Below are 23,816 nucleotides of genomic sequence, written 5' to 3'. Positions count from 1 at the left end.
GAACCAGCGGCTCAGGCGTCTTCTTTCTCCGAAATGTACGGATCAGGATAACCAAGAGCAAGCATTATCTCGGTCTCCAGCGCCTCCATCTCTTCGGCTTCTTCATCTTCGATATGGTCGTAACCCAGCAGATGCAGCGTACCGTGCACCACCATATGCGCCCAGTGGGCTTCAACGGTTTTGCCCTGTTCAGCAGCCTCTTGCTCGACAACCTGACGGCAAATAATCAGATCGCCGAGCAGTGGAAGTTCAATTCCCGGCGGTGCTTCAAACGGGAATGACAGCACGTTGGTCGGCTTATCTTTGCCGCGATAAGTCAGATTAAGCTCATTACTCTCGGCTTCATCCACCAGACGAATCGTGACTTCGCTTTCCGGTTGAAACGGCGTTACCGCCGCTTCCAGCCAGCGTTGAAAATCATTCTCCGCTGGCAGATGGTTTTCATCGGCGCAGGCCAGTTGTAAATCAAGAATCACCGCGCTCATGAACGCTCCTGCGGGCTTGTTTGGCTGGCAAGCTGAGCCGCGATAGCTTCGCGTTTGCGCTCTTCTGCCTGTTGATCACGGCGTTTCTGGTCGGCGGTTTCCCAGGCTTCATAAGCATTCACGATGCGTGCGACAACCGGATGACGCACCACGTCTTCGCTGTGGAAAAAGTTAAAGCTAATCTCATCGACTTCTGCCAGCACTTCAATGGCGTGGCGCAGGCCGGATTTGGTGCTGCGCGGCAAGTCAATCTGCGTGATATCGCCGGTAATGACCGCTTTCGAATTAAAGCCGATACGCGTCAGGAACATCTTCATCTGTTCGATTGTGGTGTTCTGGCTCTCATCGAGAATCACAAAGGCGTCGTTCAGCGTGCGTCCGCGCATGTAGGCCAGCGGAGCCACTTCAATCACGTTGCGCTCAATCAGTTTCTCTACGCGCTCAAAGCCGAGCATTTCGAACAGCGCGTCGTAAAGCGGGCGCAGGTAGGGATCGACCTTCTGGCTGAGATCGCCAGGCAGGAAGCCGAGTTTCTCACCCGCTTCAACCGCCGGACGCGTCAGCAGAATACGGCGAATCTCCTGACGCTCCAGCGCATCCACTGCGGCAGCGACCGCCAGATAGGTTTTACCGGTACCGGCCGGGCCGATACCAAAGGTAATGTCGTGCGAGAAGATATTGGCGATGTATTGCGCCTGGTTAGGCGTACGCGGTTTGATTACGCCACGCTTGGTTTTGATGTTCACCGCTTTGCCGAATTCCGGCACGCTCTCAGCGCTTTGTTCCAGAACGCCGCTCTCTTTGATTGCCAGGTGAATCTGGTCCGGTTCGATATCTTTGATCTGACCGCGCATTGGGGCGGTATCAACATACAGCGTGCGCAGGATATTGACGGCAGCGTCCACACAGAGCGAGCGGCCGGTAAGCGTGAATTGGTTGTCACGGCGTTTGATTTCAAGGCCCAAACGGCGCTCCAGCTGTTTCACATTGTCATCCATCGGACCGCACAAGCTCATCAGTCGTTGGTTATCTGCCGGTTCAAGGGCGATTTCACGCGTTTCGATATTCAAATGAATCCTTAAGGTCACTCAGGGCCAGTTGAAAAGGTGTGCCGGATGCCGAAGAGCAATCTCTCCACATCTTTATGAAATTATTTATGGCGCTGCGCACTGGCGCAAGCTTCAGAGTCGATATTTGGGCAGCACTTGTGGAAAGCAAGGGCCTGGGGATGAAACAGGCGACAGCGCTTTGTGCGCTATCGCTCAACGTTCGAGGTTTCAAGGCTGGAACAGTCCGACGCCGATGTCGTTCTCTTTGCGGGTACGCGCAATCACTGACGCCGGGCTTTCGGCCACACGGAGCGCCATTTGATCTTCGGTGCGCACCAGCACGCCGCGCAGGGAGCTGGCATAGACATCAACAATTTCGACATCAACAAACTTACCGATCATTTCAACCGGTGCTTCGAAGTTCACCACGCGGTTATTATCGGTGCGGCCGGTCAGTTCCATCACATTCTTACGCGAAATGCCTTCCACCAGCACGCGCTGCGTGGTGCCCAGCATGCGGCGGCTCCACGCCATCACCTGCTGATTGATGCGGTCCTGCAGGATGAAAAGACGCTGCTTTTTCTCCTCTTCTGTCACATCGTCGGGCAGATCGGCCGCCGGCGTGCCTGGGCGCATGGAGTAGATAAAGCTGAAGCTGACATCGAAATTCACTTCACCGACCAGCTTCATGGTCTGCTCAAAATCCTGCTGCGTTTCGCCGGGGAAACCGATGATGAAATCAGAGCTCAGCTGGATATCCGGACGTGCGGCTTTCAGCTTGCGGATAATCGCTTTGTACTCGAGTGCGGTGTGCGCGCGCTTCATCAGCGTCAGGATGCGATCTGATCCGCTCTGAACCGGCAGATGCAGGAAGCTCGCCAGCTCGGGCGTATCGCGGTAAACCTCGATGATGTCATCGGTAAATTCAATAGGATGGCTGGTGGTGAAGCGAATACGGTCAATGCCGTCGATCGCCGCCACTAAGCGCAGCAACTCAGCAAAGGTGCAGATATCGCCATCAAAGGTGGCGCCGCGATAGGCGTTGACGTTCTGGCCCAGCAGGTTGACTTCACGTACGCCCTGAGCGGCAAGCTGGGCGATTTCCAGCAGAATATCGTCGCTCGGACGGCTGACTTCCTCGCCGCGCGTGTAAGGCACCACGCAGAAAGTACAATATTTGTTGCAACCTTCCATGATCGACACAAAGGCGGTTGGGCCATCGGCGCGCGGTTCTGGCAGGCGATCAAACTTCTCAATTTCAGGGAAGCTGATGTCAACAACCGGGCTTTTACTGCCGCGCACGGTGTTAATCATCTCCGGCAGACGATGCAAGGTCTGCGGGCCAAAGACGATATCGACGTAACTGGCGCGCTGGCGCAGACGTTCACCTTCTTGTGAGGCCACGCAGCCACCCACACCGATGATCAGATCGGGATTGCTCGCTTTCAGCTTTTTCCAACGGCCTAACAGAGCAAAAACCTTCTCCTGCGCCTTTTCACGGATGGAGCAGGTGTTGAGCAGCAGAACGTCCGCCTCTTCAGCTTCCTCGGTAAGGGTGTAGCCGTGCGTACTGTTCAGCAGATCGGCCATCTTCGATGAATCGTATTCATTCATCTGACAGCCCCAGGTTTTGATGTGCAGTTTTTTGGTCATCGAACTAGCCATTGATTCAAGCGAAGTGCAGGGCGCGTATTGTAATGCTTCGACGCTGTTGTTACCAGGCTTCACGCATCTGCATCGCATCGCGCTGCTAATTTCCGGTACACTTTAGCTATCAACGTGATGCTGGAAGGTTTCACGGCAAAAAAGAAGGATTAGAGTCGATGCAGGATTCACATTTTGATGTGGTGATCGTGGGCGGTGGCATGGTTGGTGCGGCGCTGGCGTGTGGCCTGGCGCAGCAGCAGTTTCGCGTAGCGGTCATTGAACGGGCGGAACCGGCAAGCTTTGATGCCGGCAGCGAGCCAGATGTGCGTATCTCCGCCATCGGTGCGTCGTCGGTTGCGCTGCTGCAGCAACTGGATGTCTGGCAGCGTGTGCAGGCGATGCGCTGTGCGCCCTATCGCCAGCTGGAAACCTGGGAGTGGCAAAACGCGCATGTGAAGTTTGATGCGGCGTCGCTTGGGTTGCCCGAGCTGGGCTTTATGGTGGAAAACAGCGTGCTGCAGCGTGCGCTGTGGGAAAAAATGCAGCAAGAGGGCATCACACTGATCTGCCCGGCGAGCTTGCAGGGTTTGCAGCCGCACAGCGCTGGCTGGCAGGTGCAACTCGATAACGGCCAAACGCTGGATGCGCGTTTAGTGGTCGGCGCAGATGGTGCTAACTCGCGTGTGCGTCAGTTAGCGGGTATTGGCGTGCGCGGCTGGAACTATGCGCAATCCTGCATGCTGATAAGCGTGGAGTGCGAGCAGGAGGCGGGCGATGCCACCTGGCAGCAGTTTACGCCGCAAGGGCCGCGCGCTTTCCTGCCGCTGTTTGATCGTCGTGCTTCGCTGGTGTGGTACGACGCGCCAGCACGAATTCGTCAGCTGCAAAGTTTGCCGCTCCAGCAACTGGAGAAAGAGATTTATGCTCACTTCCCGGCACGCGTTGGCCGTATTCAGGTCAAAACTGCGGCCTCTTTCCCGCTGGTGCGACGTCATGCTACGCGTTATGTGATGCCGGGATTGGCGCTGGTGGGGGATGCGGCGCACACCATCAATCCGCTGGCCGGGCAGGGCGTTAATTTGGGCTATAGGGATGTGGATGCGTTGATCACGACGCTGGTCGAGGCGCGCAACCAGGCGGAGCTCTGGTCATCGGATGCTGTGCTGCAGCGTTATCATCGTCAGCGTTACAAAGATAATTTACTGATGCAGGGCGGTATGGATCTGTTCTACTTCGCGTTTAGCAATAAACTGCCGCCGCTGCGTTTTGCGCGAAACCTGGCGCTGATTGCGGCGGAGAATGCCGGAGCCTTGAAACGCAAGGTGCTGCGTTACGCATTAGGTTTGTGATTGTAGGGAGCGTATTGATGCGCTCCTGATCGAAAGTTTGCTCGCCATTTTTTGCCAAACGCAGAAAACAATAAAGCCCGTATAAGCGGGCTTTATTGTGCAATTTGGCTGGGGTGCAGGGATTCGAACCCCGGAATGCTGGTATCAGAAACCAGTGCCTTACCGCTTGGCGACACCCCAATAGGTGTTTGATCAAATTGTCTTTTTATGGCTGGGGTGCAGGGATTCGAACCCCGGAATGCTGGTATCAGAAACCAGAGCCTTACCGCTTGGCGACACCCCAATAATTTGGTGGCTACGACGGGATTTGAACCTGTGACCCCATCATTATGAGTGATGTGCTCTAACCAGCTGAGCTACGTAGCCTTTGTACTGCTTACTGCGTCCGACGATGGCTGGGATACCTGGATTCGAACCAGGGAATGCCGGTATCAAAAACCGGTGCCTTACCGCTTGGCGATATCCCATTCGTCGACTTTGTATCCACAACATAATCCGGATTGGCTGGGGTACCAGGATTCGAACCTGGGAATGCTGGTATCAAAAACCAGTGCCTTACCGCTTGGCGATACCCCATCCGGCTGCCGAAGACTGAAATGGTGCGGGAGGCGAGACTTGAACTCGCACACCTTGCGGCGCTAGAACCTAAATCTAGTGCGTCTACCAATTTCGCCACTCCCGCAAAAAGATGGTGGCTACGACGGGATTTGAACCTGTGACCCCATCATTATGAGTGATGTGCTCTAACCAGCTGAGCTACGTAGCCATCTTTTTCGCGTAACCTTCATCGGCGTTGCGGGGCGCATTATGCGTATTGAGTCTTGTAGCGTCAACAATTTTTTTGCCGTTTTTCGCCTTAAAACGCCTGTTTGTCTGGCTTGTAACCAGGCTGGTGATTTATTCGGCTAATTTCTCAGGTTGTACGAGGGATTGCATAAAAAAGGGGCTCGAATGAGCCCCATATCTTGTTGAGTAAAAACCTTATTTATACGCGGACTGATGCACACCTACGGCACGACCAGAAGGGTCATCCATGGATTTAAAGGCTTCATCCCACTCGATCGCTTTAGCCGAAGAACAGGCCACCGACGGACCGCCTGGCACACACTCTGCGGCGCTGGCGATCGGGAACAATTCCTCGAAGATCTCGCGATACAGATACGCTTCTTTCGAGTTCGGCGTGTTGTACGGGAAGCGGAAGTGCGCAGTCGACAGCTGTTGATCGGTGATTTGCTTCGCCGCCACTTCTTTCAGCGTATCTATCCAGCTGTAGCCCACACCATCAGAGAACTGCTCTTTCTGACGCCACGCCACGCTCTCCGGCAGGTAAGAAGAGAAGCATTCGCGCAGGATGTGTTTTTCCATCTTGCCGTTGCTGCCACAGAGTTTGTCTGCCGGGTTGATGCGCATCGCCACGTCGAGGAATTTCTTGTCGAGGAACGGCACACGCGCTTCCACGCCCCAGGCGGACATCGCTTTGTTGGCGCGAGCACAGTCAAACATGTGCAGAGCCAGCAGTTTACGTACGTTCTCTTCGTGGAATTCTTTGGCGTTTGGCGCCTTATGGAAATAGAGGTAGCCGCCAAAGACTTCATCCGCACCTTCACCGGACAACACCATTTTGATGCCCATCGCTTTGATTTTACGCGACATTAAATACATCGGTGTAGAGGCGCGAATGGTGGTCACATCATAGGTTTCGATGTGGTAAATCACGTCACGGATCGCATCCAGGCCTTCCTGCACGGTGAAATGGATTTCGTGGTGCACGGTGCCGAGATGTTCTGCGACTGATTTCGCTGCTTTCAGGTCTGGAGAACCTTCCAGACCAACCGCGAAGGAGTGCAGCTGCGGCCACCATGCATCGCTCTTATCCGCATCTTCAACACGTTTCGCAGCAAAGCGCTTGGTCACGGCAGAGATGATGGATGAGTCCAGGCCGCCTGACAGCAGCACGCCGTAAGGCACGTCAGACATCAGGTGACTTTTTACTGACTCTTCCAGCGCATGTTTCAGCTCGGCGGCATCCGTAGTGTTGTGCTCAACGGCGGAATATTCCATCCAGTCACGCTGCCAGTAACGACGGGTTTCACCATCGGCGCTCGACATGTAGCTTCCCGGCGGGAACTCTTTGATGCTGCGGCACACCGGCACCAGCGCTTTCATCTCGGAAGCGACATACAGGTTGCCGTGCTCATCGTTGCCCATATACAGCGGGATAATGCCGATATGGTCGCGACCAATCAGATATTGTTGCTTCACGCTGTCCCACAGAATGAAAGCGAACATGCCTTGTAGTTCGTCGAGGAAATCGACGCCTTTTTCCTGATACAGCGCGAGGATCACTTCACAGTCAGAACCGGTCTGGAAAGCGTAACGATCGCTCAACTCAGCACGCAGCGCTTGATGGTTGTAAATTTCGCCGTTAACAGCCAGTACGTGGGTGTGGTCAGCGTTATACAGCGGCTGTGCGCCGTTGTTAACGTCAACAATCGACAGACGCTCATGCACCAGAATGGCTTTATCATCCGCATAAACACCTGACCAATCCGGGCCGCGGTGACGCATCAGACGAGAAGATTCCAGCGCTTTCTTGCGCAGCTCAATAGGATCGCTTTTCAGATCCAGCACACCAAAAATTGAACACATAACTGACTCCTGATCTCACCTTGTGGCGAAGTTATTTCTACGTTTGTCCGGCAGCCTTGGCTGCGTGATGTATAAGAAAATGCGCTAAATGGCGGTGTTAGTGCAAGCAAAATTGCGATTCTTTGATAAAAAGAATGTTGATGGGCAAATAATATTGAATATTATTCAATTAATAAGCGTTTATTTTAGATGTCATCTAATAAAACTGCATTATCGTTCGTTTTGTAGGCATAAGGCGAGCGGTAAAGAAAGGCATAACCACAGAAAAAACAAAAGCCCTGCATAAGCAGGGCCATAAGAAGGGGTGATGGCTGGAATCAGAACAGGTCGATATCGGCGACCGATGGATAAATCCAATCCGGGCGGAAAGGCATCGCATCAATATCACTCAGTGTGGAAACGCCAGACAGCACCAGAATGGTTTCCAGACCCGCCTGGAAGCCTGCCAGAATGTCTGTCCGCAGGTTATCGCCCACAATGACCGTCTCTTCCGAATGCGCATGCATTTTGTTTAACGCCGCGCGCATGATGTACGGACTCGGTTTTCCGACGTAAAACGGTTTACGGCCGGAGATGGTTTCGATACCCGCGCAGAGTGCTCCGCAGGCAGGAACAAAGCCGCGTGCATGTGTATCGGGATTAGTGGCGATAAAGCGGGCGCCATTGGCCACGAAGAAAGCGGCTTTATGCATCATTTCCCAATTGAAAGAGCGCGTTTCACCGACGATAACGAAATCTGGATTAACGTCTGTGATGGTGAAGCCAGCTTTATACAGCTCATGAATCAGCGCACCTTCGCCAATAACGTAGGCTTTTTTCCCTTCCTGACGGCGCAGGAAATCGGCGGTGGCCATCGCCGAGGTGTAAAACACCGTATCCGGTACGTCAATGCCGGCGTTGGCAAAGCGGTTCGCCAGATCCAGCGCGGTTTGCGAAGGATAGTTGGTCAACACCACCAACGGCATATCCTTCGCCAGAATGCGCTGCAGAAATTCTTTCGCGCCGGGAACGGCGGTATTGTCATGCATCAACACGCCGTCGATGTCACAGATTACGCTTTTAATCGTCATAGATTGCATCCGGTCGGGCCTGCTTGACAGCAGGCTGGTGATTACTCTTCCAGCAGATGTTGCAACAAAATGCCATTCAGCATTGCGCGTTTTGCTAACGCAAAGGCGCCAATCGCCGAGCGATGATCGAGCTCGGAACGCACCACCGGCAGATTTTTACGGAAGGCAGGCAGCGTCTGCGTATTGATACACCCTTCAATAGCAGGAAACAGTACTTTATCGGCTTCAGTGATTTCACCGGCCAACACCACTTTTTGCGGATTGAACAGGTTGATGGCGATAGCAATCGCCTTGCCTAAATAGCGGCCGACATATTCAATCACTTCGCACGCCAGCGCGTCGCCATGATTAGCGGCGCGACAAATCTGCGGCATCAGGCAATCATTCAAGGTTAATGAACTGGGATAGCCTTGATTCAGTAGATGACGTACGCGGTTTTCAATCGCGCCGTTAGCCGCAATGGTTTCCAGACAGCCAAAGTTACCGCAGTGGCAGCGTTCACCCAGCGGATCAACCTGAATATGGCCAATCTCGCCCACGTTGCCGTTACTGCCGAGGAAAATGTGGCCGTTGGCGATGATTCCGGCACCGGTGCCGCGATGCAAACGCACCAGAATGGAGTCTGCGCAATCGCGACTTGCACCGAAGTAGTGCTCGGCCAGCGCCAGGCTACGGATGTCATGACCAACAAAGCTGGTGACGTTGAAGCGTTTTTTCAGGCTGGAAACCAGCGGCCAATGACTTACCGCGATGTGCGGCATGTAGCGAATGATGCCGTTAATGGGATCGACCAATCCGGGCAGAATCACCGAGATAGCAATCAGTTCATGAATCTTACGCTGATGCGCGGCCATAAAGGCGCTGATGGCATTGAACAGCGCGTTCTCCAGCGTTTCCTGCGTGCGCTCGGGCAGCGGATAATCTTCCTGCGCCAGCGATTTTCCGCTCAGATCAAACAGCGTCAACGTCGCGTCATTACGCCCTAAGCGCACGCCGATAGTATGAAAATGACGGGTTTCAGTAATGATGGAGATCGCGCGACGCCCACCGGTGGAGGCTTGTTGCTCCACCTCTTTGATGAGGCCGCGCTCAATGAGCTGGCGGGTAATTTTGGTGACACTGGCGGGCGCAAGCTGACTGTGTTCGGCAATTTGAATGCGCGAAATTGGCCCCTGCTGATCGATTAGCCGATAAACGGCTGCACTATTGAGTTGTTTAACAAGATCAACATTTCCTATTTGAGACTGGCCGCCAGTGGTCATTCAATGCTTACTCGCTGAGGACGTTGTCTCCGTTGACGAACGTCTTAGTGATTTGATAATCGCGGGTAAAGACAGTCAGGTTGGCGACTTTTCCTGCTTTCACCGTGCCTAACTGCTTCTCCACACCCATCGCCTGCGCTGGATAGAGCGTCGCCATACGCAGCGCTTCATCAAGAGCGATACCGCAATGTTCAACGCTGTTCTGCACCGCTTCAATCATGGTCAAGGCAGAACCGCTGAGCGTACCGTTCTCGTCAACGCACAGGCCATCGCGATAGTATATTGTTTTGCCTGCAAAAATAAATTGATCAATCGATGCGCCCGCCGGTGCTGTGGCATCCGTCACTAACACCAGCTTGTCGCCTTTAATGCGTTTTGCATTGCGCACATTAGCGTAATGGACATGTAAACCATCCGCAATGATGCCGCAGTATACATCAGGCGAATCAAACAGCGCACCGATCAGACCTGGCTCACGTCCAGCGAAGGTTGGCATGGCATTGTAGAGATGCGTAGCAAAGCTGACGCCCGCGCTGAAGCCAATTTTTGCTTCTTCATAGGTCGCGTTGGAGTGACCCGCTGACACGATGATGCCGGCATCACGCAGCTGACGAATCACCTCGCTGCCCGTATTTTCAGGTGCCAGCGTGACTTTAGTGATGACGTCGGCATTGGCGCAGAGGAAATCCACCAGCTCGGCATCCGGCAGGCGAATCAATTCAGGATTGTGCGTACCTTTTTTAGCTTTATTCAGCCACGGACCTTCCAGATGCAGGCCGATTGCCTGATTCTGATGCTTGGCCAGGTAAGCGCGCATGGTTTCGACTGCGCGTCTCATCAGCGCATCGGTGCTGGTAATCAGTGTTGGCAAATAGCTGGTGCAGCCTGATTTCTCGTTGGCGCGCTGCATGATCTCCAGCGTTTCAACGCTTAACGCATTGATGTCATCATTGAACTGCACGCCGCCGCAGCCGTTAAGCTGCAAATCAATAAAACCAGGAGCGATAAACGCACCAGCCACATCCTGCTGTGCAATTGCCGCGTCCAGGGCATCACGCGGACACACGCGCTCAATCAGGCCATCTGCAATCACAACTGCATGATTGTCCAGAATTTCATGACCAGTAAAAATCCGGCCGTTCACTAATGCGTACATCGTTTCTCTCTCCCGGCTAAGCCTGCTGCCTGAAAGCAGCAGGTTTTGTTACAACGTGTTTTCACACACCTTTCATATTTTCCGCTTCCATTTCGCGGAAATATTTCACGGTTTTCACTTTCAGTTCCATGGTGGCTGGCTCGTCACATACCACGACAGATTTGGCATGTAGCTGCAGGCAGCTGATGGTCCACATATGGTTGACGTTACCTTCAACCGCAGCCTGCAGCGCTTGCGCTTTCAGGTGGCCGGTAACCAGAATCATCACTTCTTCAGCATCCAGCAGCGTACCGACACCAACCGTCAGGGCGTATTTCGGCACCTGATCCACATCACCATTAAAGAAGCGTGAGTTTGCAATACGCGTATCGTGCGTCAGGGTTTTGATGCGGGTACGTGAGGAGAGGGAAGAAGCCGGTTCGTTAAAGGCGATGTGACCATCGTTGCCCACGCCGCCCATAAACAGGTTAATTTTGCCGTAAGCGCGGATCTTCTCTTCGTATTGGCGACATTCTGCGTCAATATCTTCGGCATTACCATTCAGAAGATTGATATTTTGCTGTTGAATATCAACATGATCGAAAAAGTTACGGTACATGAAACTGTGGTAACTTTCCGGATGCTCTTTTGGCAGGCCAACGTACTCATCCATGTTGAAGGTGACAACGTGCTTGAAACTAACCTGGCCCGCTTTGTGCATATCGATCAGGTGCTTGTAAGCTTCCAGCGGTGTTCCACCGGTTGGCAGACCCAGCACGAAGGGACGTTCTGCGCTAGGCTTAAACGCATTAATACGGTTAACAATGTGGCGTGCAGCCCATTTACCCACTTGGGTCGGTGTGGCCAAAGGGATCAGTCTCATGTCTTCACCTCAATTAAGATTGGAAATGTGGAGTTGCCGTTTCTCTGACAGTTTTTGCCCTTAAGCGTAATGCGTTTAAGCGTAGCCACCAGGGATAAGTGCGACTCGATATTTTTTATCATAAAATAAGTTTGTGGTGCTGGCTAGCATTTCGCATTATCAAACCACCATTTTGGTGATTAAAGTCACAGTTGTAGTGGTTTTAATTTGCGAGGCGAATTAATTTATCTTTACACTGCGCCTCGTGGTGAAAAGTGTCATCAAGGTACCGGGCGACGGGATAATAAAATCAACCTGCGCCACGGCAAAACGCCAGTCTCATAGGGGGAGAATAAGGTGAGTATTCTAGGATATCTGCAAAAGGTCGGCCGCGCGCTTATGGTGCCGGTAGCGACTCTGCCGGCAGCGGCAATCTTGATGGGCGTTGGATACTGGATCGATCCAGATAGCTGGGGTGCAGGCAATGCGCTGGCAGCACTGTTGATCAAATCCGGTTCGGCAATCATCGACAATATGCCAGTGCTGTTTGCCATTGGTGTGGCATACGGTATGTCAAAAGATAAAGACGGCGCTGCAGCGTTAACCGGTTTTGTCGGCTTTCTTGTTGTGACCACACTCTGTTCTCCGGCAGCGGTGGCAATGATTCAGAAGATGCCGGTGGAGCAAGTTCCTGCTGCCTTTGGTAAAATTAATAACCAGTTTGTTGGCATTCTTGTCGGGATTCTTTCTGCTGAAGTCTATAACCGCTTTAGTCATGTTGAACTGCCAAAAGCGTTGTCCTTCTTTAGCGGTCGCCGTCTGGTGCCGATCCTTGTATCGTTCCTGATGATCCTGGTTGCGTTCATTCTGATGTATATCTGGCCGATCATTTTCGGTGGACTGGTAAGTTTTGGTGAGCATATTCAGAAGCTGGGTTCCGTCGGTGCGGGCATCTACGCCTTCTTTAACCGTCTGCTGATTCCTGTTGGCTTACACCACGCATTGAACTCGGTATTCTGGTTCGATGTTGCCGGTATCAACGATATTCCTAAATTCCTTGGCGGCGCGCAGTCTATCGCTGAAGGTACAGGTATCCCAGGCATCACCGGTCGTTATCAGGCGGGCTTCTTCCCAATCATGATGTTTGGTCTTCCAGGTGCAGCGCTGGCAATTTACCACTGCGCACGCCCGGAAAACCGCGCTAAAGTCGGCGGCATTATGCTGGCGGCGGCCTTTGCCGCCTTCTTTACGGGTATCACTGAACCGCTGGAATTCTCCTTTATGTTCGTGGCGCCGGTGCTGTATGTGATTCACGCGGCACTGACCGGTCTTTCAGTTTTCATCGCCGCGATCATGCAGTGGATTGCCGGTTTCGGCTTCAGTGCGGGTCTGGTGGATATGGTGCTGTCAACGCGTAACCCGCTGGCGGTGCACTGGTGGATGCTGATCCCACAAGGTCTGGTGTTCTTCGTTATCTACTACGTGGTATTCCGCTTCACCATCCAGAAATTCAACCTGATGACGCCGGGCCGCGAACTCTCTGCGGGCGATGAAACCGATGGTTATGACGTCAATGTCGATAACAGCGGCAACGGTGAAAGCCAAACTGAATCTCTGGCGCGTCGTTATATTGCGGCGGTAGGTGGCTCAGAAAACCTGACCAACATCGATGCCTGTATCACACGTCTACGTCTGAACGTTAAAGATTCCGCGCAGGTTAATGAAGGTGTCGCTAAACGTCTCGGCGCTTCAGGTGTGATTCGTCTGAACAAGCAGAGCGTACAGGTTATTGTCGGTACGCAGGCGGAAAGCATTGCAACAGCAATGAAAACCGTACTGAGCAAAGGTCCAGTTGCGGCATCTGCCGCGGCGTCAACGGCTGCTCCTGCTGCTGCAGTAAAACCGCAGGCGGTGCTGAACAGCGAAAAAGCCGTGATTGCTACGCTGCTGGCGCCAGTAACCGGTGACATCGTTGCGCTGGAAAATGTGCCTGACGAAGCATTCGCCAGCAAGGCAGTCGGTGATGGTCTGGCCATCAAGCCAACCGGCAAAACCGTGGTTGCGCCAACCGGCGGAACCGTGGTGAAGATCTTCAATACCAACCATGCGTTCTGCCTTGAGGCGGAAAACGGCGTCGAGATCGTGGTACATATGGGGCTGGATACAGTAGCGCTGGAAGGCAAAGGCTTCACGCGTCTGGTTGAAGAGGGCGCAACGGTCACTGCAGGTCAGCCAATCCTGGAAATGGATCTGGACTTCCTCAATGCCAACGCCCGCTCGATGATCAGTCCGGTTGTTGTCAGCAATAGCGATGATTTCGCTGGTCTGAATTTACTGGCAACCGGTTCAGTGGTTGCAGGCGAAACCCCGCTGTACGAGGTTAAAGGCTAAGTCCTTGTGATTGAGCCAGAAGGCAGGAAGCGATTCCTGCCTTTTTTGTTTTAAAACGACCAACAAACGGTTGTTTCCCTCCTGCGCTTTGTGGATCATACTCCGTTACTTCGTGGTACAAATCACCCGTTATAGTTTTTGAGGATTTTGAGATGAGTGAGGCTGAAGCCCGCCCAACGAACTTTATTCGTCAGATCATCGACGAAGATTTGGCGAGCGGTAAGCACAACAGTGTGCATACCCGTTTCCCGCCTGAGCCCAATGGTTATCTGCATATTGGCCATGCGAAATCTATCTGCCTGAACTTTGGTATCGCGCAAGACTATCAAGGTCAGTGCAATCTGCGTTTCGACGACACTAACCCAGTTAAAGAAGATCTGGAGTTTGTCGAATCCATTAAGCGTGACGTGCAATGGCTGGGCTTTGAGTGGAGCGGCAACATTCGTTACTCCTCAGACTACTTCGACCAACTGTTCAACTATGCGGTTGAGCTGATCAACAAAGGTCTGGCTTACGTTGATGAACTGTCGGCGGATGAGATCCGTGAGTATCGCGGTTCACTGACGGCGCCGGGTAAAAACAGCCCATATCGCGATCGCAGCGTGGAAGAAAACCTGGCGCTGTTCGAGAAGATGCGCGATGGCGGTTTTGAAGAGGGCAAAGCCTGTCTGCGTGCCAAAATCGATATGGCGTCCAGCTTTATCGTGATGCGCGATCCGGTGCTGTACCGCATTAAGTTTGCCGATCACCATCAGACCGGCAGCAAGTGGTGCATCTACCCGATGTACGACTTCACTCATTGCATTTCGGATGCGATCGAAGGCATTACGCACTCTCTCTGCACATTGGAGTTCCAGGATAACCGTCGTCTGTATGATTGGGTGCTGGATAACATCACCATTCCGGTTCATCCGCGTCAGTACGAGTTCTCACGCCTAAATCTGGAATATGCGGTGATGTCAAAGCGTAAACTGACTCAGCTGGTAAGCGAGAAGGTGGTAGAAGGCTGGGACGATCCGCGCATGCTAACCGTTTCGGGTCTGCGTCGTCGTGGTTATAGCGCCGCTTCTATCCGTGAGTTCTGCCGCCGTATTGGTGTGACCAAACAGGACAATATCGTGGAGATGGCTTCACTGGAATCGTGCATTCGTGACGATCTCAATGAAAACGCACCGCGTGCGATGGCGGTAATGGATCCGTTGAAAGTGGTGATCGAGAACCTGCCTGCAGGTCACGATGAGATCATCACTATGCCGAATCATCCGAACAAACCGGAGATGGGCACGCGTGAAGTGCCATTCAGCCGTGAAGTGTGGATCGATCGCGCTGACTTCCGTGAAGAAGCCAACAAGCAGTACAAACGTCTGGTGCTGGGTAAAGAAGTGCGTCTGCGTAATGCTTACGTGATCCGTGCCGAACGTGTGGCGAAGGATGCTGAAGGCAATATTACCTGCATCTATTGTACTTGCGACGTTGATACGCTGAGCAAAGATCCGGCCGATGGCCGTAAAGTGAAAGGCGTTATCCATTGGGTTTCTGCAATCCACGCGCTGCCAGCGGAATTCCGCCTGTACGATCGTCTGTTCAGTGTGCCAAATCCGGGCGCGGCTGAGGATTTCCTCACCACCATCAACCCGAACTCACTGGAAATCAAACAGGGCTTCGTTGAGCCTGGCTTACGTGCAGCCGATCCGATGGCACCGTACCAGTTCGAACGCGAAGGCTATTTCTGTGCTGATAGCGTCTATTCACAGCCCTCCAGGCTGGTGTTTAACCGCACCGTGGGTTTGCGTGACACCTGGGCAAAAATCGGCGATTAATATTTTTAGTCGCGAGCACGATAAGATCATGAAAGGGCGAGCAATCGCCCTTTTTTATTATCTCAATTTGGCCAGATACGACCTTTTATGCTGCACGCCTCAATCCGCCTTTAATTCCCTATTTGCGACTATTCTGACTTTAGAAAAATTAACCCATTTGGCAGTGTGAAAAACTTTTTTTCAGGTAGGCTATGCGCTCTCAGACGTTGCTCTGCGGCTTATCTAAGGAAAAAAAATGACAACTCTCGCCCAGGAAGCCAGGCATAGCGTGGTGGTTTTACATCAGCTTATTGAACGTATTTTCAATCAGGCGGAAGGCAGCGACGACAGCATTGATCTGTTTTTGTCGCACTTTCATCCCGAGTTCAAAATGGTCACGCCGCAAGGCAAACGATTGGACCTCAATGAAATGGAAGTGCTGTTTCGCCAGTTGCAGGGGCAGCGTGAAGGCATGCGAATTGCCACCAGTGAGCACGCCATCATCTCGCAGCAAAGCGAGGAAGTGACGATTCAGTATCGTGAATTACAGATGATGAACGGCATCAATCAGAGCCGCATTTCACTGGCGGTATTGGATTGCAGCACCGCCATTCCGCGCTGGCGCTACCTGCAGGAAACGCTTGTCGCCTGATTACAGGCATAAAAAAACCGGCTCAAGCGCCGGTTTTTTTTATACTGCATAGCACACTCAATTACTTATCGTGGAGCGTATCGTCTTCGCGGCAGTCTCCCAGAGCACAATGACCGTACAGGTACAGGCTGTGGTTGCTGAGCTTAATGCCGTGGCGAGTGGCAATTTCACGCTGACGCGTTTCGATTGATTCATCGCTGAATTCTATAACTTTGCCACAATCCAGGCAGATCAAGTGATCGTGGTGATGCTGCTGAGTCAGTTCGAAGACAGATTTGCCGCCTTCAAAGTTGTGACGGGTTACGATGCCCGCGTCGTCAAACTGGTTAAGAACGCGATACACCGTTGCCAGACCAATCTCTTCGCCCATATCAATCAGGCGCTTATACAAATCTTCCGCACTGACGTGATGGGACTCTGGGCCGGGTCCCTGAAGCACTTCCAGAATTTTCAGTCTGGGTAGCGTGACTTTCAGGCCAGCCTTCTTCAATGCGGAGTTGTTGTCAGTCATGCGGATATTGTCCTGTTACTTTGCTAGTCACTTGCGGCGCAGGGGCCTTGAATGTTTAGGTCAACGCGCATTCTCATTTGCGTCTCATTATAGAACTCAAGCAGTGAAATGAAAACCAAGGCAACGTCCTTAATCACCAAAGGTTGTAAGGATGTCGTCACTAACGTCTTCAAGACGCTTGGGTTTTGGATTCCATTTCACTCAGCCTCATTCTACTGCCAGAGGAATAAGCGGATGACCATTGCGGGTATTCTACAGATTTGCGGGGAAAAGTTAAAAAACCGTAGCTATTATTTTTATAGGAAATTCCGTTACCCGATGTGAGGCAGTGCTCACATCGGGCAGAGCAGGGAATTAAGCTTCAATAATCTCTTTCAGCTGCAGCTCATCAAAGATCTGCTTCACCCACTTCTCAACGCGTTCGTTGGTCAATTCCGGCTGACGGTCTTCGTCAATGGCCAAACCAAGGAAGTTTTTGTCATCGGCCAGGCCTTTAGAGGCTTCGAAGTGATAGCCTTCGGTTGGCCAGTGACCGACGATCACCGCACCATTCGGCTCAATGATGTCACGAATAGTGCCCATCGCATCACAGAAGTACTCGGCGTAATCTTCCTGATCGCCACAACCAAACAGCGCTACCAGCTTGCCATTGAAATCAATCTCTTCCAGCGTCGGGAAGAAATCATCCCAGTCACACTGCGCTTCGCCGTAATACCAGGTTGGGATACCCAGCAGCAGGATGTCGAACGCTTCGAGATCTTCTTTGGTGCTCTTAGCAATGTCATGCACTTCGGCGACATCTTTACCCAGTTGTTTCTGGATCATCTTTGCAATGTTTTCAGTGTTGCCGGTATCGCTGCCGAAGAAAATGCCTACGATTGCCATGGGTTAGGTAACCTCTTAAATCCTGATTGTGAAAGTAAGTCAGTTGACTGCACAGTTATGCGAATAATAGCAGACCGGTAAAAAGTGCGGAACGTATAAAGCCGTGACTTTGTGTTCCAGCGTGCGGTCTTCGCGCGTTACGACAGTTTGAGCTGTGCCAGCAGCATTTGTTCAATCAATTCGCTGCGACTGATGTTTTGCTGATCGGCCAGCGTGCTGAGCGCGTCAACCGCCTCGCTCGACATCTTCAGCTCAACACGACGCAGCCCACGCACTTTATCGCGCTTGAGCTGATTGCGTTTGTTGATGCGTAACTGTTCATCACGCGTCAGCGGGCTGGTTTTCGGGCGACCAGGACGCCGCTCGTCTGCGAAGAGATCAAGCGTAGTGCGGTCTGTCTGTTCTTTTGCCATGGTTTGTAAAACTGAGTGGGCGCGAACGGCGGAAAGGCGCTGCGCGATTAAAACATTATCGGCCCGACCACGGCGAAAAAATATCCGTGGCAAATTTTTAGCGCGACATCATACTCCAGCGCCTTCCCTGACGCCAACCCTAAAGCGCAAGCGGCAAGCTTTTGCTTTTACAGGTTAAAAAAACGCCGAACGGCGCGTAACACCGCATCGGGTTTCTCGGCGTGCACCCAGTGTCCAGCACCGCTGATCACATGTGCATGCGCCTGCGGGAACTGACGCAGCAGCGCATCGCGATGCTGATTATCCAGATAAGGCGACTCGCCGCCGCGGATAAACAGTGCCGGATGCGGCCACGCAGGAATCTCTTCCCAGCCGGAAATGGTGCTGTAGTTATCCCACAGTACCGGCACATTAAAGCGCCATTCGCCCTCTGCGAAAGATTTGAGGATGAACTGGATCACGCCTTCTTCATCAATATGCTGACGCATTACTTCAGCGGCTTCGCTGCGGCGCGTGACGCCCGCGGCGCTCACGGCCCGAATAGCGGCAAAAATTTCGTCATGGCGGCGCGTTTGGTAATCAACGGGCGCGATATCGATCATCACCATTTTATCGATACGTTCCGGCGCGATGGCACTCAGTGCCATGGCGATTTTGCCGCCCATTGAGTGGCCAATCACACCCGCGCGATCGATATGGTGCGCATCCAGCGTTTCGACAATGTCCTGCGCCATCACGTGATAATTCATCTCATCACTACGCACCGACAAGCCGTGATTGCGCACGTCAACTTGCAGCGTCGGACGTGCATCACGCACCCCACGCGCCAGCACGCCAAGGTTATCAAGGCTGCCAAAAAGACCATGGATCAACAGAATCGGCGTGGCATTGGGGGCAGATTGTTCAGTTTGCAGACGGGCGTTCAAAATCATGGCTAAAGTTCTTACGGTTGTGACCTTGGCTTAGGTTATCATGGATTCACCTGTCCAGCAGTCAGGCCGGTGGGCATTAGGGCATATTCCGACTTTTGCCCGTAAACGTTGCCAACGCTATCGGCTGCCACGGATTTAACTTTATAATCCTTATGTTAGAACCCGCTCACGTTTTGCACGACTGGATTTTGCTAAGGACGTTGCAAGAATGCGTGGTTCTGTCATTTGCCAGAATCGTACGGAAAAAGATGAAAACGATTGAAGTTGACGAAGAACTCTACCGTTATATTGCCAGCCACACGCAGCACATTGGTGAAAGCGCCTCAGATATTTTGCGCCGCATGTTGAAGTTCACCGCCGGACAGAGCGCACCCGCTGCGCCCGCCGCTGGTGCATCAATGAAAGAAGCGCAACCTGCCAGCCGTGAAGCGCGTCCTCAGGATCGCGTCCGTGCGGTACGTGAGCTGCTACTTTCCGATGAATATGCCGAGCAGAATAAGGCGGTTAACCGCTTCATGTTGGTACTGTCAACGCTCTATCGTCTTGATCCGGCTGCGTTTGCTGAAGCTACTGCCTCGCTGCAGGGCCGTACCCGCGTCTACTTTGCGGGCGACGAGCACACGCTGCTGCAAAATGGCACCCATACCAAGCCGAAGCACGTTCCCGGCACGCCGTACTGGGTGATTACGAATACCAATACAGGTCGCAAATGCAGCATGGTGGAACACATCATGCTGGCTATGCAGTTCCCGCAGGAACTGACAGAGAAAGTTCGCGGCACCATTTAACTGAAGCGTCAGGGAGAAGCGCCAATGGCCAATCACCCCCGTGCCGGGCAGCCTGCCCAGCAGAGCGATTTGATTAACGTTGCACAATTAACCTCGCAGTATTACGTCCTGAAGCCCGATGTGGCGAATCCGGATCATGCGGTGAAATTTGGCACTTCAGGCCACCGCGGCAGCGCGGGACGCCAAAGCTTCAATGAACAGCACATTTTGGCGATCGCGCAGGCGATTGCTGAAGAGCGTAAAAAGAATGGCATCACCGGTCCGTGCTACGTCGGTAAAGACACGCATGCGCTGTCTGAGCCAGCGATTCTGTCGGTGCTGGAAGTGCTGGCCGCTAATGGCGTGGACGTAATTGTTCAGCAGGACAATGGCTACACGCCAACGCCTGCAATCTCGAACGCGATTCTTGAGCACAACAAACGCGGCGGCGCGCAGGCGGACGGCATCGTTATCACGCCTTCGCATAATCCACCGGAAGATGGTGGTATCAAATACAATCCGCCAAACGGTGGCCCGGCTGATACCAACGTTACCAAAGTGGTGGAAGATCGCGCTAACCAGCTGATCAAAGGCGAGCTGAAAGACGTGAAACGTCTGCCGCTGGATCAGGCATGGGCGAGCGGCCACATCGTTGAGCAGGATCTGATCCAGCCATACGTTGAAGGTCTGGCGCAGGTGATTGACTTCGCCGCCATCCAGAAAGCCGGCCTGAAAATTGGCGTCGATCCGTTAGGCGGTTCCGGCATTGCTTACTGGCAGCGCATTGCTGAGCACTACAAACTGGATCTGACCATCGTGAACGATGCGATCGATCAGACTTTCCGCTTCATGCATCTGGATAAAGATGGCGTGGTGCGTATGGACTGCTCATCCGAGTGCGCGATGGCCGGTTTGCTGGCGTACAAAGACAAATTCGATCTGGCCTTTGGTAACGATCCTGATTACGACCGTCACGGCATCGTCACGCCTGCGGGTCTGATGAATCCGAATCACTATCTGGCGGTGGCGATCAACTACCTGTTCCAGCATCGCCCGCAGTGGGGCAAAGACGTTGCTGTAGGGAAAACCCTGGTTTCCAGCGCGATGATCGACCGTGTGGTCAACGACATTGGACGTAAGCTGGTGGAAGTGCCGGTTGGTTTCAAATGGTTCGTTGATGGTCTGTTCGATGGCAGCTTCGGTTTCGGCGGTGAAGAGAGCGCGGGCGCATCCTTCCTGCGTTTCGATGGCTCAGCCTGGTCAACCGATAAAGACGGCATCATTCTGTGCCTGCTGGCTGCTGAAATCACGGCGGTAACTGGCAAGAACCCGCAGCAGCACTATGACGAGCTGGCCGAACGCTTTGGTGCGCCAAGCTATAACCGTCTGCAGGCTCCGGCGACTTCTGCACAGAAAGCCGCGTTGTCTAAGCTGTCACCCGAAATGGTGAGCGCAGATACGCTGGCGGGGGATCCGATCACCGCACGCCTGACTGCCGCGCCGGGTAACGGTGCGTCAATCGGCGGTCTGAAAGTGATGACGGAAAACGGCTGGTTCGCCGCGCGTCCATCAGGTACAGAAGACGCGTACAAAATCTACTGCGAAAGCTTCCTGGGTGCTGAACATCGTCAGCAAATCGAGAAAGAAGCGGTTGAGATTGTTAGCGAAGTACTGAAAAACGCCTGATTGGGCAGTGAAGAAAAAAGGCCGCTTAGCGGCCTTTTTTTATGGCATAAATCGATAGCCGATACCGGTTTCGGTCAGCAAATGGCTGGGCTGCGTGGGATTCGCTTCCAGCTTCTGCCGCAAGTGCCCCATATAGATGCGCAAATAATGGCTGTGTTCTACCGCATTGGGCCCCCAAACCTGATTCAGTAATTGACGCTGGGTCAGCACTTTTCCGGCGTTGTTCACCAGCAAACTCAGCAGACGGAATTCAGTCGGTGTCAGATGCACTTCCTGTTGGTTGCGCAGTACGCGGCGCGCCGCCAAATCGACGCTGACTTCGCCAAATTTCACAATCGGTTCAGGCTGGTTGCTTTGATGGCGACGCAGCGCTACGCGCACACGCGCCAGCAGCTCACCTATGCCAAACGGCTTAGTGAGATAATCATCCGCACCCGCGTCCAGCGCTTCAATCTTATCCTGCTCATCGCTCCGTGCCGACAGCACAATCACCGGCATGCTGCTCCACTGACGTACTTCACGGATAAAGTCATTGCCATCACCATCCGGCAAGCCGAGATCGAGGATCACCAGATCCGGCTTACGCGTCGCCGCTTCAATCAGGCCGCGCTGCAGTTGCTCCGCTTCCACAATCTTCAGGCCTTCGCTCTCCAGCGCCAGGCGCACGAAACGGCGAATCTCTTTTTCATCTTCCACTATCAAGATGGTCGTCACGCTGCCTCCAGCGGCAAAAAAGTTAACGCATCACTTTAGCAATAAAGCGGCCCGGCGTCCGTCACGAAGTTTTTAACTTGAATGGATCGTTTAATTCACAATCTTGTAACTAACTTTCACCACCACACAAATTGCTGAAAAAAAGCGCAAATATAGTGGTCGGATGAGTAGTAAAATTACACAATAACGGGTAATATCTGAACCAGATCACATTTCAACGCAATGTTTACCACAAGGGGGCCAAAGATGGATCGCGCATATCCACTGTATAAAATCGTACTGCGCCGCGTGCTGGTGGTAGCAATCGGTTTGCTGGCGCTGCCAGTGATGTTATTCCGCTCAGATCGCGCACGTTTGTACAGTTACCTGCATCGTATGTGGTGCAAAACCAGCACGAAACCCGTCTGGCTGGCGCAGTCTGAAGCAGCTGCCGGCATTCACTGGTAAGCGATTTTAGCGCAGTATTAACCCGGCGACTTCACGTGAAGCGCCGGGTTTTTTTATCGATAATTTTCACCCCCACCGCGCGTTCCCGCTGTTATCTCCGCGCATTTCAGCTACACTTAAAACCTCTACAAGATTTATGAGGTTGTACAAGTATGAGCGAGAAAATTCCTGTTGGTATCAGCGCTTGCCTGCTCGGGGATAACGTCCGATTTGATGGTGGCCATAAACGTTTTGCTTTCGCCACGGACGAACTCGTGCCATTTGTGCGCTTTGAACCTGTATGTCCCGAAATGGCGATTGGCTTACCGACGCCACGTCCCGCTTTGCGCCTGGTAAAAGAGAGCGATGAAAACATCCATCTCTGTTTCAGCAAAGATGGCGGCGAAGAGGTGACGGAAAAGATGCAGCGCTGGTCCGCCGAGCGCGTGAAGTCGCTACATCATCTGTGCGGCTACATCCTCTGTGCCAAATCCCCTAGCTGTGGGCTGGAACGTGTCCGCGTTTACGAGCCTGAAACCAACAACAATCGTAAAGCGGGCACCGGCATGTTTACCGCATTTTTACAGAAAGAGATGCCGTGGCTGCCGCTGGAAGAGGATGGTCGTCTGCATGATGACGCTATCCGCGAAAACTTTATCGGCCGCGTCTATGCGCTACACGAATTCAACGAAATGTGGCGCAGCGGATTATCGCGCCACAAGCTGATGGCCTTCCATAGTCGCTACAAATTATTGCTGCTATCTCATGCGCAGGACGAATACCGCGAGATGGGCCGCTTTGTCGCGGCGATGGACCAATGGGATTCGCTGGAGGATTACGCCTTTGAGTACCGCAGTCGTCTGATGCACCTGATGTCACATCTGGCATCACGACGCAATCACACTAACGTGCTGATGCATGTACAAGGCTACTTCCGTCCGCAGTTGAGTTCGCCGCAGCGTCAGGAGCTGGCGCAACTGATTGATCGTTATCGTCAGGGCGTACAGCCGCTGTTAGCACCGATCACCATGCTGAAACATTACATGGCGGAATACCCGCATCCGTGGCTGGCACAGCAGCGCTATTTTGATCCTTATCCGGAAGCGCTGCGTTTGCGCTACGGCCAATAATT

The 23,816-nt window shown here is 52.9% G+C and carries 21 protein-coding genes and 7 tRNA genes; 8 read left to right on the top strand and 20 right to left on the bottom strand.

Annotation, left to right across the window (positions count from 1 at the left end):
• Positions 1-11: 11 nt before the first annotated feature.
• The 3 genes from ybeY to miaB form a co-directional block, all read right to left on the bottom strand.
• On the bottom strand, positions 12-485 hold the full coding sequence (gene ybeY, locus MWH02_RS05745; RefSeq protein WP_217547259.1) for an rRNA maturation RNase YbeY: 474 nt from the start codon (positions 483-485) through the stop codon (positions 12-14).
• A complete protein-coding gene (locus MWH02_RS05740; RefSeq protein ID WP_101763243.1) occupies positions 482-1,555 on the bottom strand; it encodes a PhoH family protein in 1,074 nt (357 codons plus the stop codon). Before MWH02_RS05740 ends, ybeY begins: the two co-directional genes overlap by 4 nt.
• A 207-nt stretch (positions 1,556-1,762) precedes the next feature.
• Positions 1,763-3,187, bottom strand: coding sequence for a tRNA (N6-isopentenyl adenosine(37)-C2)-methylthiotransferase MiaB (gene miaB, locus MWH02_RS05735; RefSeq protein WP_101763242.1), 1,425 nt, complete (start codon positions 3,185-3,187; stop codon positions 1,763-1,765).
• A gap of 170 nt (positions 3,188-3,357) precedes the next feature.
• On the opposite strand from miaB, the gene ubiF reads away from it, so the two are divergent.
• On the top strand, positions 3,358-4,530 hold the full coding sequence (ubiF, locus tag MWH02_RS05730; protein ID WP_271460055.1) for a 3-demethoxyubiquinol 3-hydroxylase: 1,173 nt from the start codon (positions 3,358-3,360) through the stop codon (positions 4,528-4,530).
• A 105-nt stretch (positions 4,531-4,635) separates the two neighbouring features.
• On the opposite strand, the gene MWH02_RS05725 is transcribed toward ubiF, so the two are convergent.
• The 12 genes from MWH02_RS05725 to nagB form a co-directional block, all read right to left on the bottom strand.
• Positions 4,636-4,710, bottom strand: a tRNA-Gln gene (locus MWH02_RS05725).
• A gap of 28 nt (positions 4,711-4,738) precedes the next feature.
• Positions 4,739-4,813: transfer RNA gene (locus tag MWH02_RS05720), tRNA-Gln, on the bottom strand.
• Positions 4,814-4,819: 6 nt separating this feature from the next.
• Positions 4,820-4,896, bottom strand: a tRNA-Met gene (locus MWH02_RS05715).
• Between the two features lie 26 nt (positions 4,897-4,922).
• Positions 4,923-4,997: transfer RNA gene (locus MWH02_RS05710), tRNA-Gln, on the bottom strand.
• Positions 4,998-5,031: 34 nt separating this feature from the next.
• Positions 5,032-5,106, bottom strand: a tRNA-Gln gene (locus MWH02_RS05705).
• Between the two features lie 21 nt (positions 5,107-5,127).
• Positions 5,128-5,212, bottom strand: a tRNA-Leu gene (locus MWH02_RS05700).
• Between the two features lie 7 nt (positions 5,213-5,219).
• Positions 5,220-5,296: transfer RNA gene (locus tag MWH02_RS05695), tRNA-Met, on the bottom strand.
• A gap of 215 nt (positions 5,297-5,511) precedes the next feature.
• Positions 5,512-7,179, bottom strand: a complete 1,668-nt coding sequence (gene asnB, locus MWH02_RS05690) for an asparagine synthase B (protein WP_222181633.1) — start codon at positions 7,177-7,179, stop codon at positions 5,512-5,514.
• A gap of 317 nt (positions 7,180-7,496) precedes the next feature.
• A complete protein-coding gene (locus tag MWH02_RS05685) occupies positions 7,497-8,249 on the bottom strand; it encodes an HAD-IIA family hydrolase (RefSeq protein WP_222181634.1) in 753 nt (250 codons plus the stop codon).
• A gap of 41 nt (positions 8,250-8,290) precedes the next feature.
• Positions 8,291-9,511 (bottom strand): DNA-binding transcriptional regulator NagC, encoded by a 1,221-nt coding sequence (nagC, locus tag MWH02_RS05680; protein ID WP_137385370.1) that lies wholly within the window; start codon positions 9,509-9,511, stop codon positions 8,291-8,293.
• 7 nt (positions 9,512-9,518) lie between these two features.
• Positions 9,519-10,667: an N-acetylglucosamine-6-phosphate deacetylase gene (nagA, locus tag MWH02_RS05675; protein WP_271460054.1), complete on the bottom strand. Its 1,149-nt coding sequence runs from the start codon at positions 10,665-10,667 to the stop codon at positions 9,519-9,521.
• A 61-nt stretch (positions 10,668-10,728) separates the two neighbouring features.
• Positions 10,729-11,529: a glucosamine-6-phosphate deaminase gene (nagB, locus tag MWH02_RS05670; RefSeq protein WP_110865725.1), complete on the bottom strand. Its 801-nt coding sequence runs from the start codon at positions 11,527-11,529 to the stop codon at positions 10,729-10,731.
• A gap of 342 nt (positions 11,530-11,871) precedes the next feature.
• Here nagB and nagE point away from each other — a divergent pair, with 342 nt between their 5' ends.
• From nagE to MWH02_RS05655, 3 genes are all read left to right on the top strand, one after another.
• Complete coding sequence (gene nagE, locus MWH02_RS05665; RefSeq protein WP_271460180.1) at positions 11,872-13,899, top strand: N-acetylglucosamine-specific PTS transporter subunit IIBC; 2,028 nt, start codon at positions 11,872-11,874, stop codon at positions 13,897-13,899.
• A 152-nt stretch (positions 13,900-14,051) separates the two neighbouring features.
• Positions 14,052-15,719 (top strand): glutamine--tRNA ligase, encoded by a 1,668-nt coding sequence (glnS, locus tag MWH02_RS05660; RefSeq protein ID WP_271460053.1) that lies wholly within the window; start codon positions 14,052-14,054, stop codon positions 15,717-15,719.
• A gap of 235 nt (positions 15,720-15,954) precedes the next feature.
• A complete protein-coding gene (locus MWH02_RS05655; RefSeq protein ID WP_101763235.1) occupies positions 15,955-16,350 on the top strand; it encodes a hypothetical protein in 396 nt (131 codons plus the stop codon).
• 61 nt (positions 16,351-16,411) lie between these two features.
• Here the strand turns inward: MWH02_RS05655 and fur are convergent, their stop codons facing one another.
• The 4 genes from fur to ybfF form a co-directional block, all read right to left on the bottom strand.
• A complete protein-coding gene (gene fur, locus MWH02_RS05650) occupies positions 16,412-16,861 on the bottom strand; it encodes a ferric iron uptake transcriptional regulator (RefSeq protein ID WP_007890672.1) in 450 nt (149 codons plus the stop codon).
• A 354-nt stretch (positions 16,862-17,215) separates the two neighbouring features.
• The gene (fldA, locus tag MWH02_RS05645) at positions 17,216-17,746 is read right to left on the bottom strand and encodes a flavodoxin FldA (protein WP_110865727.1); all 531 of its coding nucleotides are present in this window, start codon (positions 17,744-17,746) and stop codon (positions 17,216-17,218) included.
• Positions 17,747-17,883: 137 nt separating this feature from the next.
• A complete protein-coding gene (gene ybfE, locus MWH02_RS05640; protein WP_007890670.1) occupies positions 17,884-18,159 on the bottom strand; it encodes a LexA regulated protein in 276 nt (91 codons plus the stop codon).
• A gap of 167 nt (positions 18,160-18,326) precedes the next feature.
• Positions 18,327-19,091, bottom strand: a complete 765-nt coding sequence (ybfF, locus tag MWH02_RS05635) for an esterase (protein ID WP_271460052.1) — start codon at positions 19,089-19,091, stop codon at positions 18,327-18,329.
• 248 nt (positions 19,092-19,339) lie between these two features.
• Between ybfF and seqA the strand changes: the two genes are divergently transcribed.
• On the top strand, positions 19,340-19,879 hold the full coding sequence (gene seqA, locus MWH02_RS05630; protein WP_110865729.1) for a replication initiation negative regulator SeqA: 540 nt from the start codon (positions 19,340-19,342) through the stop codon (positions 19,877-19,879).
• A 24-nt stretch (positions 19,880-19,903) separates the two neighbouring features.
• Positions 19,904-21,544, top strand: coding sequence for a phosphoglucomutase (alpha-D-glucose-1,6-bisphosphate-dependent) (gene pgm, locus MWH02_RS05625; protein ID WP_137385374.1), 1,641 nt, complete (start codon positions 19,904-19,906; stop codon positions 21,542-21,544).
• Positions 21,545-21,583: 39 nt separating this feature from the next.
• Here pgm and kdpE read toward each other — a convergent pair whose 3' ends face one another.
• Entirely contained in the window at positions 21,584-22,258 is a 675-nt protein-coding gene (gene kdpE / locus MWH02_RS05620) for a two-component system response regulator KdpE (protein WP_271460051.1), read from the bottom strand.
• 246 nt (positions 22,259-22,504) lie between these two features.
• Between kdpE and MWH02_RS05615 the strand changes: the two genes are divergently transcribed.
• Both MWH02_RS05615 and MWH02_RS05610 read left to right on the top strand, forming a co-directional pair.
• Positions 22,505-22,705, top strand: coding sequence for a YbfA family protein (locus MWH02_RS05615; RefSeq protein WP_008107019.1), 201 nt, complete (start codon positions 22,505-22,507; stop codon positions 22,703-22,705).
• Between the two features lie 152 nt (positions 22,706-22,857).
• Positions 22,858-23,814, top strand: a complete 957-nt coding sequence (locus MWH02_RS05610) for a YbgA family protein (protein WP_271460050.1) — start codon at positions 22,858-22,860, stop codon at positions 23,812-23,814.
• Positions 23,815-23,816 lie beyond the last annotated feature (2 nt).

It is taken from the genome of Pantoea leporis (assembly GCF_028048155.1).
GTDB lineage: Bacteria > Pseudomonadota > Gammaproteobacteria > Enterobacterales > Enterobacteriaceae > Pantoea > Pantoea leporis.
The sequence above is the reverse complement of the archived record's forward strand: the minus strand, read 5'-3'. Positions and strand labels throughout refer to the sequence as shown.

Excerpts from the sequence above, each read along its gene's own strand:
- nagB (WP_110865725.1), bottom strand. The coding sequence starts at position 11,529 with ATGAGACTGATCCCTTTGGCCACACCGACCCAAGTGGGTAAATGGGCT.
- miaB (WP_101763242.1), bottom strand. The coding sequence starts at position 3,187 with ATGACCAAAAAACTGCACATCAAAACCTGGGGCTGTCAGATGAATGAA.
- nagA (WP_271460054.1), bottom strand. The coding sequence starts at position 10,667 with ATGTACGCATTAGTGAACGGCCGGATTTTTACTGGTCATGAAATTCTG.
- nagC (WP_137385370.1), bottom strand. The coding sequence starts at position 9,511 with ATGACCACTGGCGGCCAGTCTCAAATAGGAAATGTTGATCTTGTTAAA.
- asnB (WP_222181633.1), bottom strand. The coding sequence starts at position 7,179 with ATGTGTTCAATTTTTGGTGTGCTGGATCTGAAAAGCGATCCTATTGAG.
- MWH02_RS05610 (WP_271460050.1), top strand. The coding sequence starts at position 22,858 with ATGAGCGAGAAAATTCCTGTTGGTATCAGCGCTTGCCTGCTCGGGGAT.
- pgm (WP_137385374.1), top strand. The coding sequence starts at position 19,904 with ATGGCCAATCACCCCCGTGCCGGGCAGCCTGCCCAGCAGAGCGATTTG.
- MWH02_RS05615 (WP_008107019.1), top strand. The coding sequence starts at position 22,505 with ATGGATCGCGCATATCCACTGTATAAAATCGTACTGCGCCGCGTGCTG.
- ybfF (WP_271460052.1), bottom strand. The coding sequence starts at position 19,091 with ATGATTTTGAACGCCCGTCTGCAAACTGAACAATCTGCCCCCAATGCC.
- fur (WP_007890672.1), bottom strand. The coding sequence starts at position 16,861 with ATGACTGACAACAACTCCGCATTGAAGAAGGCTGGCCTGAAAGTCACG.
- ybfE (WP_007890670.1), bottom strand. The coding sequence starts at position 18,159 with ATGGCAAAAGAACAGACAGACCGCACTACGCTTGATCTCTTCGCAGAC.
- seqA (WP_110865729.1), top strand. The coding sequence starts at position 19,340 with ATGAAAACGATTGAAGTTGACGAAGAACTCTACCGTTATATTGCCAGC.
- MWH02_RS05655 (WP_101763235.1), top strand. The coding sequence starts at position 15,955 with ATGACAACTCTCGCCCAGGAAGCCAGGCATAGCGTGGTGGTTTTACAT.
- fldA (WP_110865727.1), bottom strand. The coding sequence starts at position 17,746 with ATGGCAATCGTAGGCATTTTCTTCGGCAGCGATACCGGCAACACTGAA.
- ubiF (WP_271460055.1), top strand. The coding sequence starts at position 3,358 with ATGCAGGATTCACATTTTGATGTGGTGATCGTGGGCGGTGGCATGGTT.
- MWH02_RS05685 (WP_222181634.1), bottom strand. The coding sequence starts at position 8,249 with ATGACGATTAAAAGCGTAATCTGTGACATCGACGGCGTGTTGATGCAT.
- glnS (WP_271460053.1), top strand. The coding sequence starts at position 14,052 with ATGAGTGAGGCTGAAGCCCGCCCAACGAACTTTATTCGTCAGATCATC.
- ybeY (WP_217547259.1), bottom strand. The coding sequence starts at position 485 with ATGAGCGCGGTGATTCTTGATTTACAACTGGCCTGCGCCGATGAAAAC.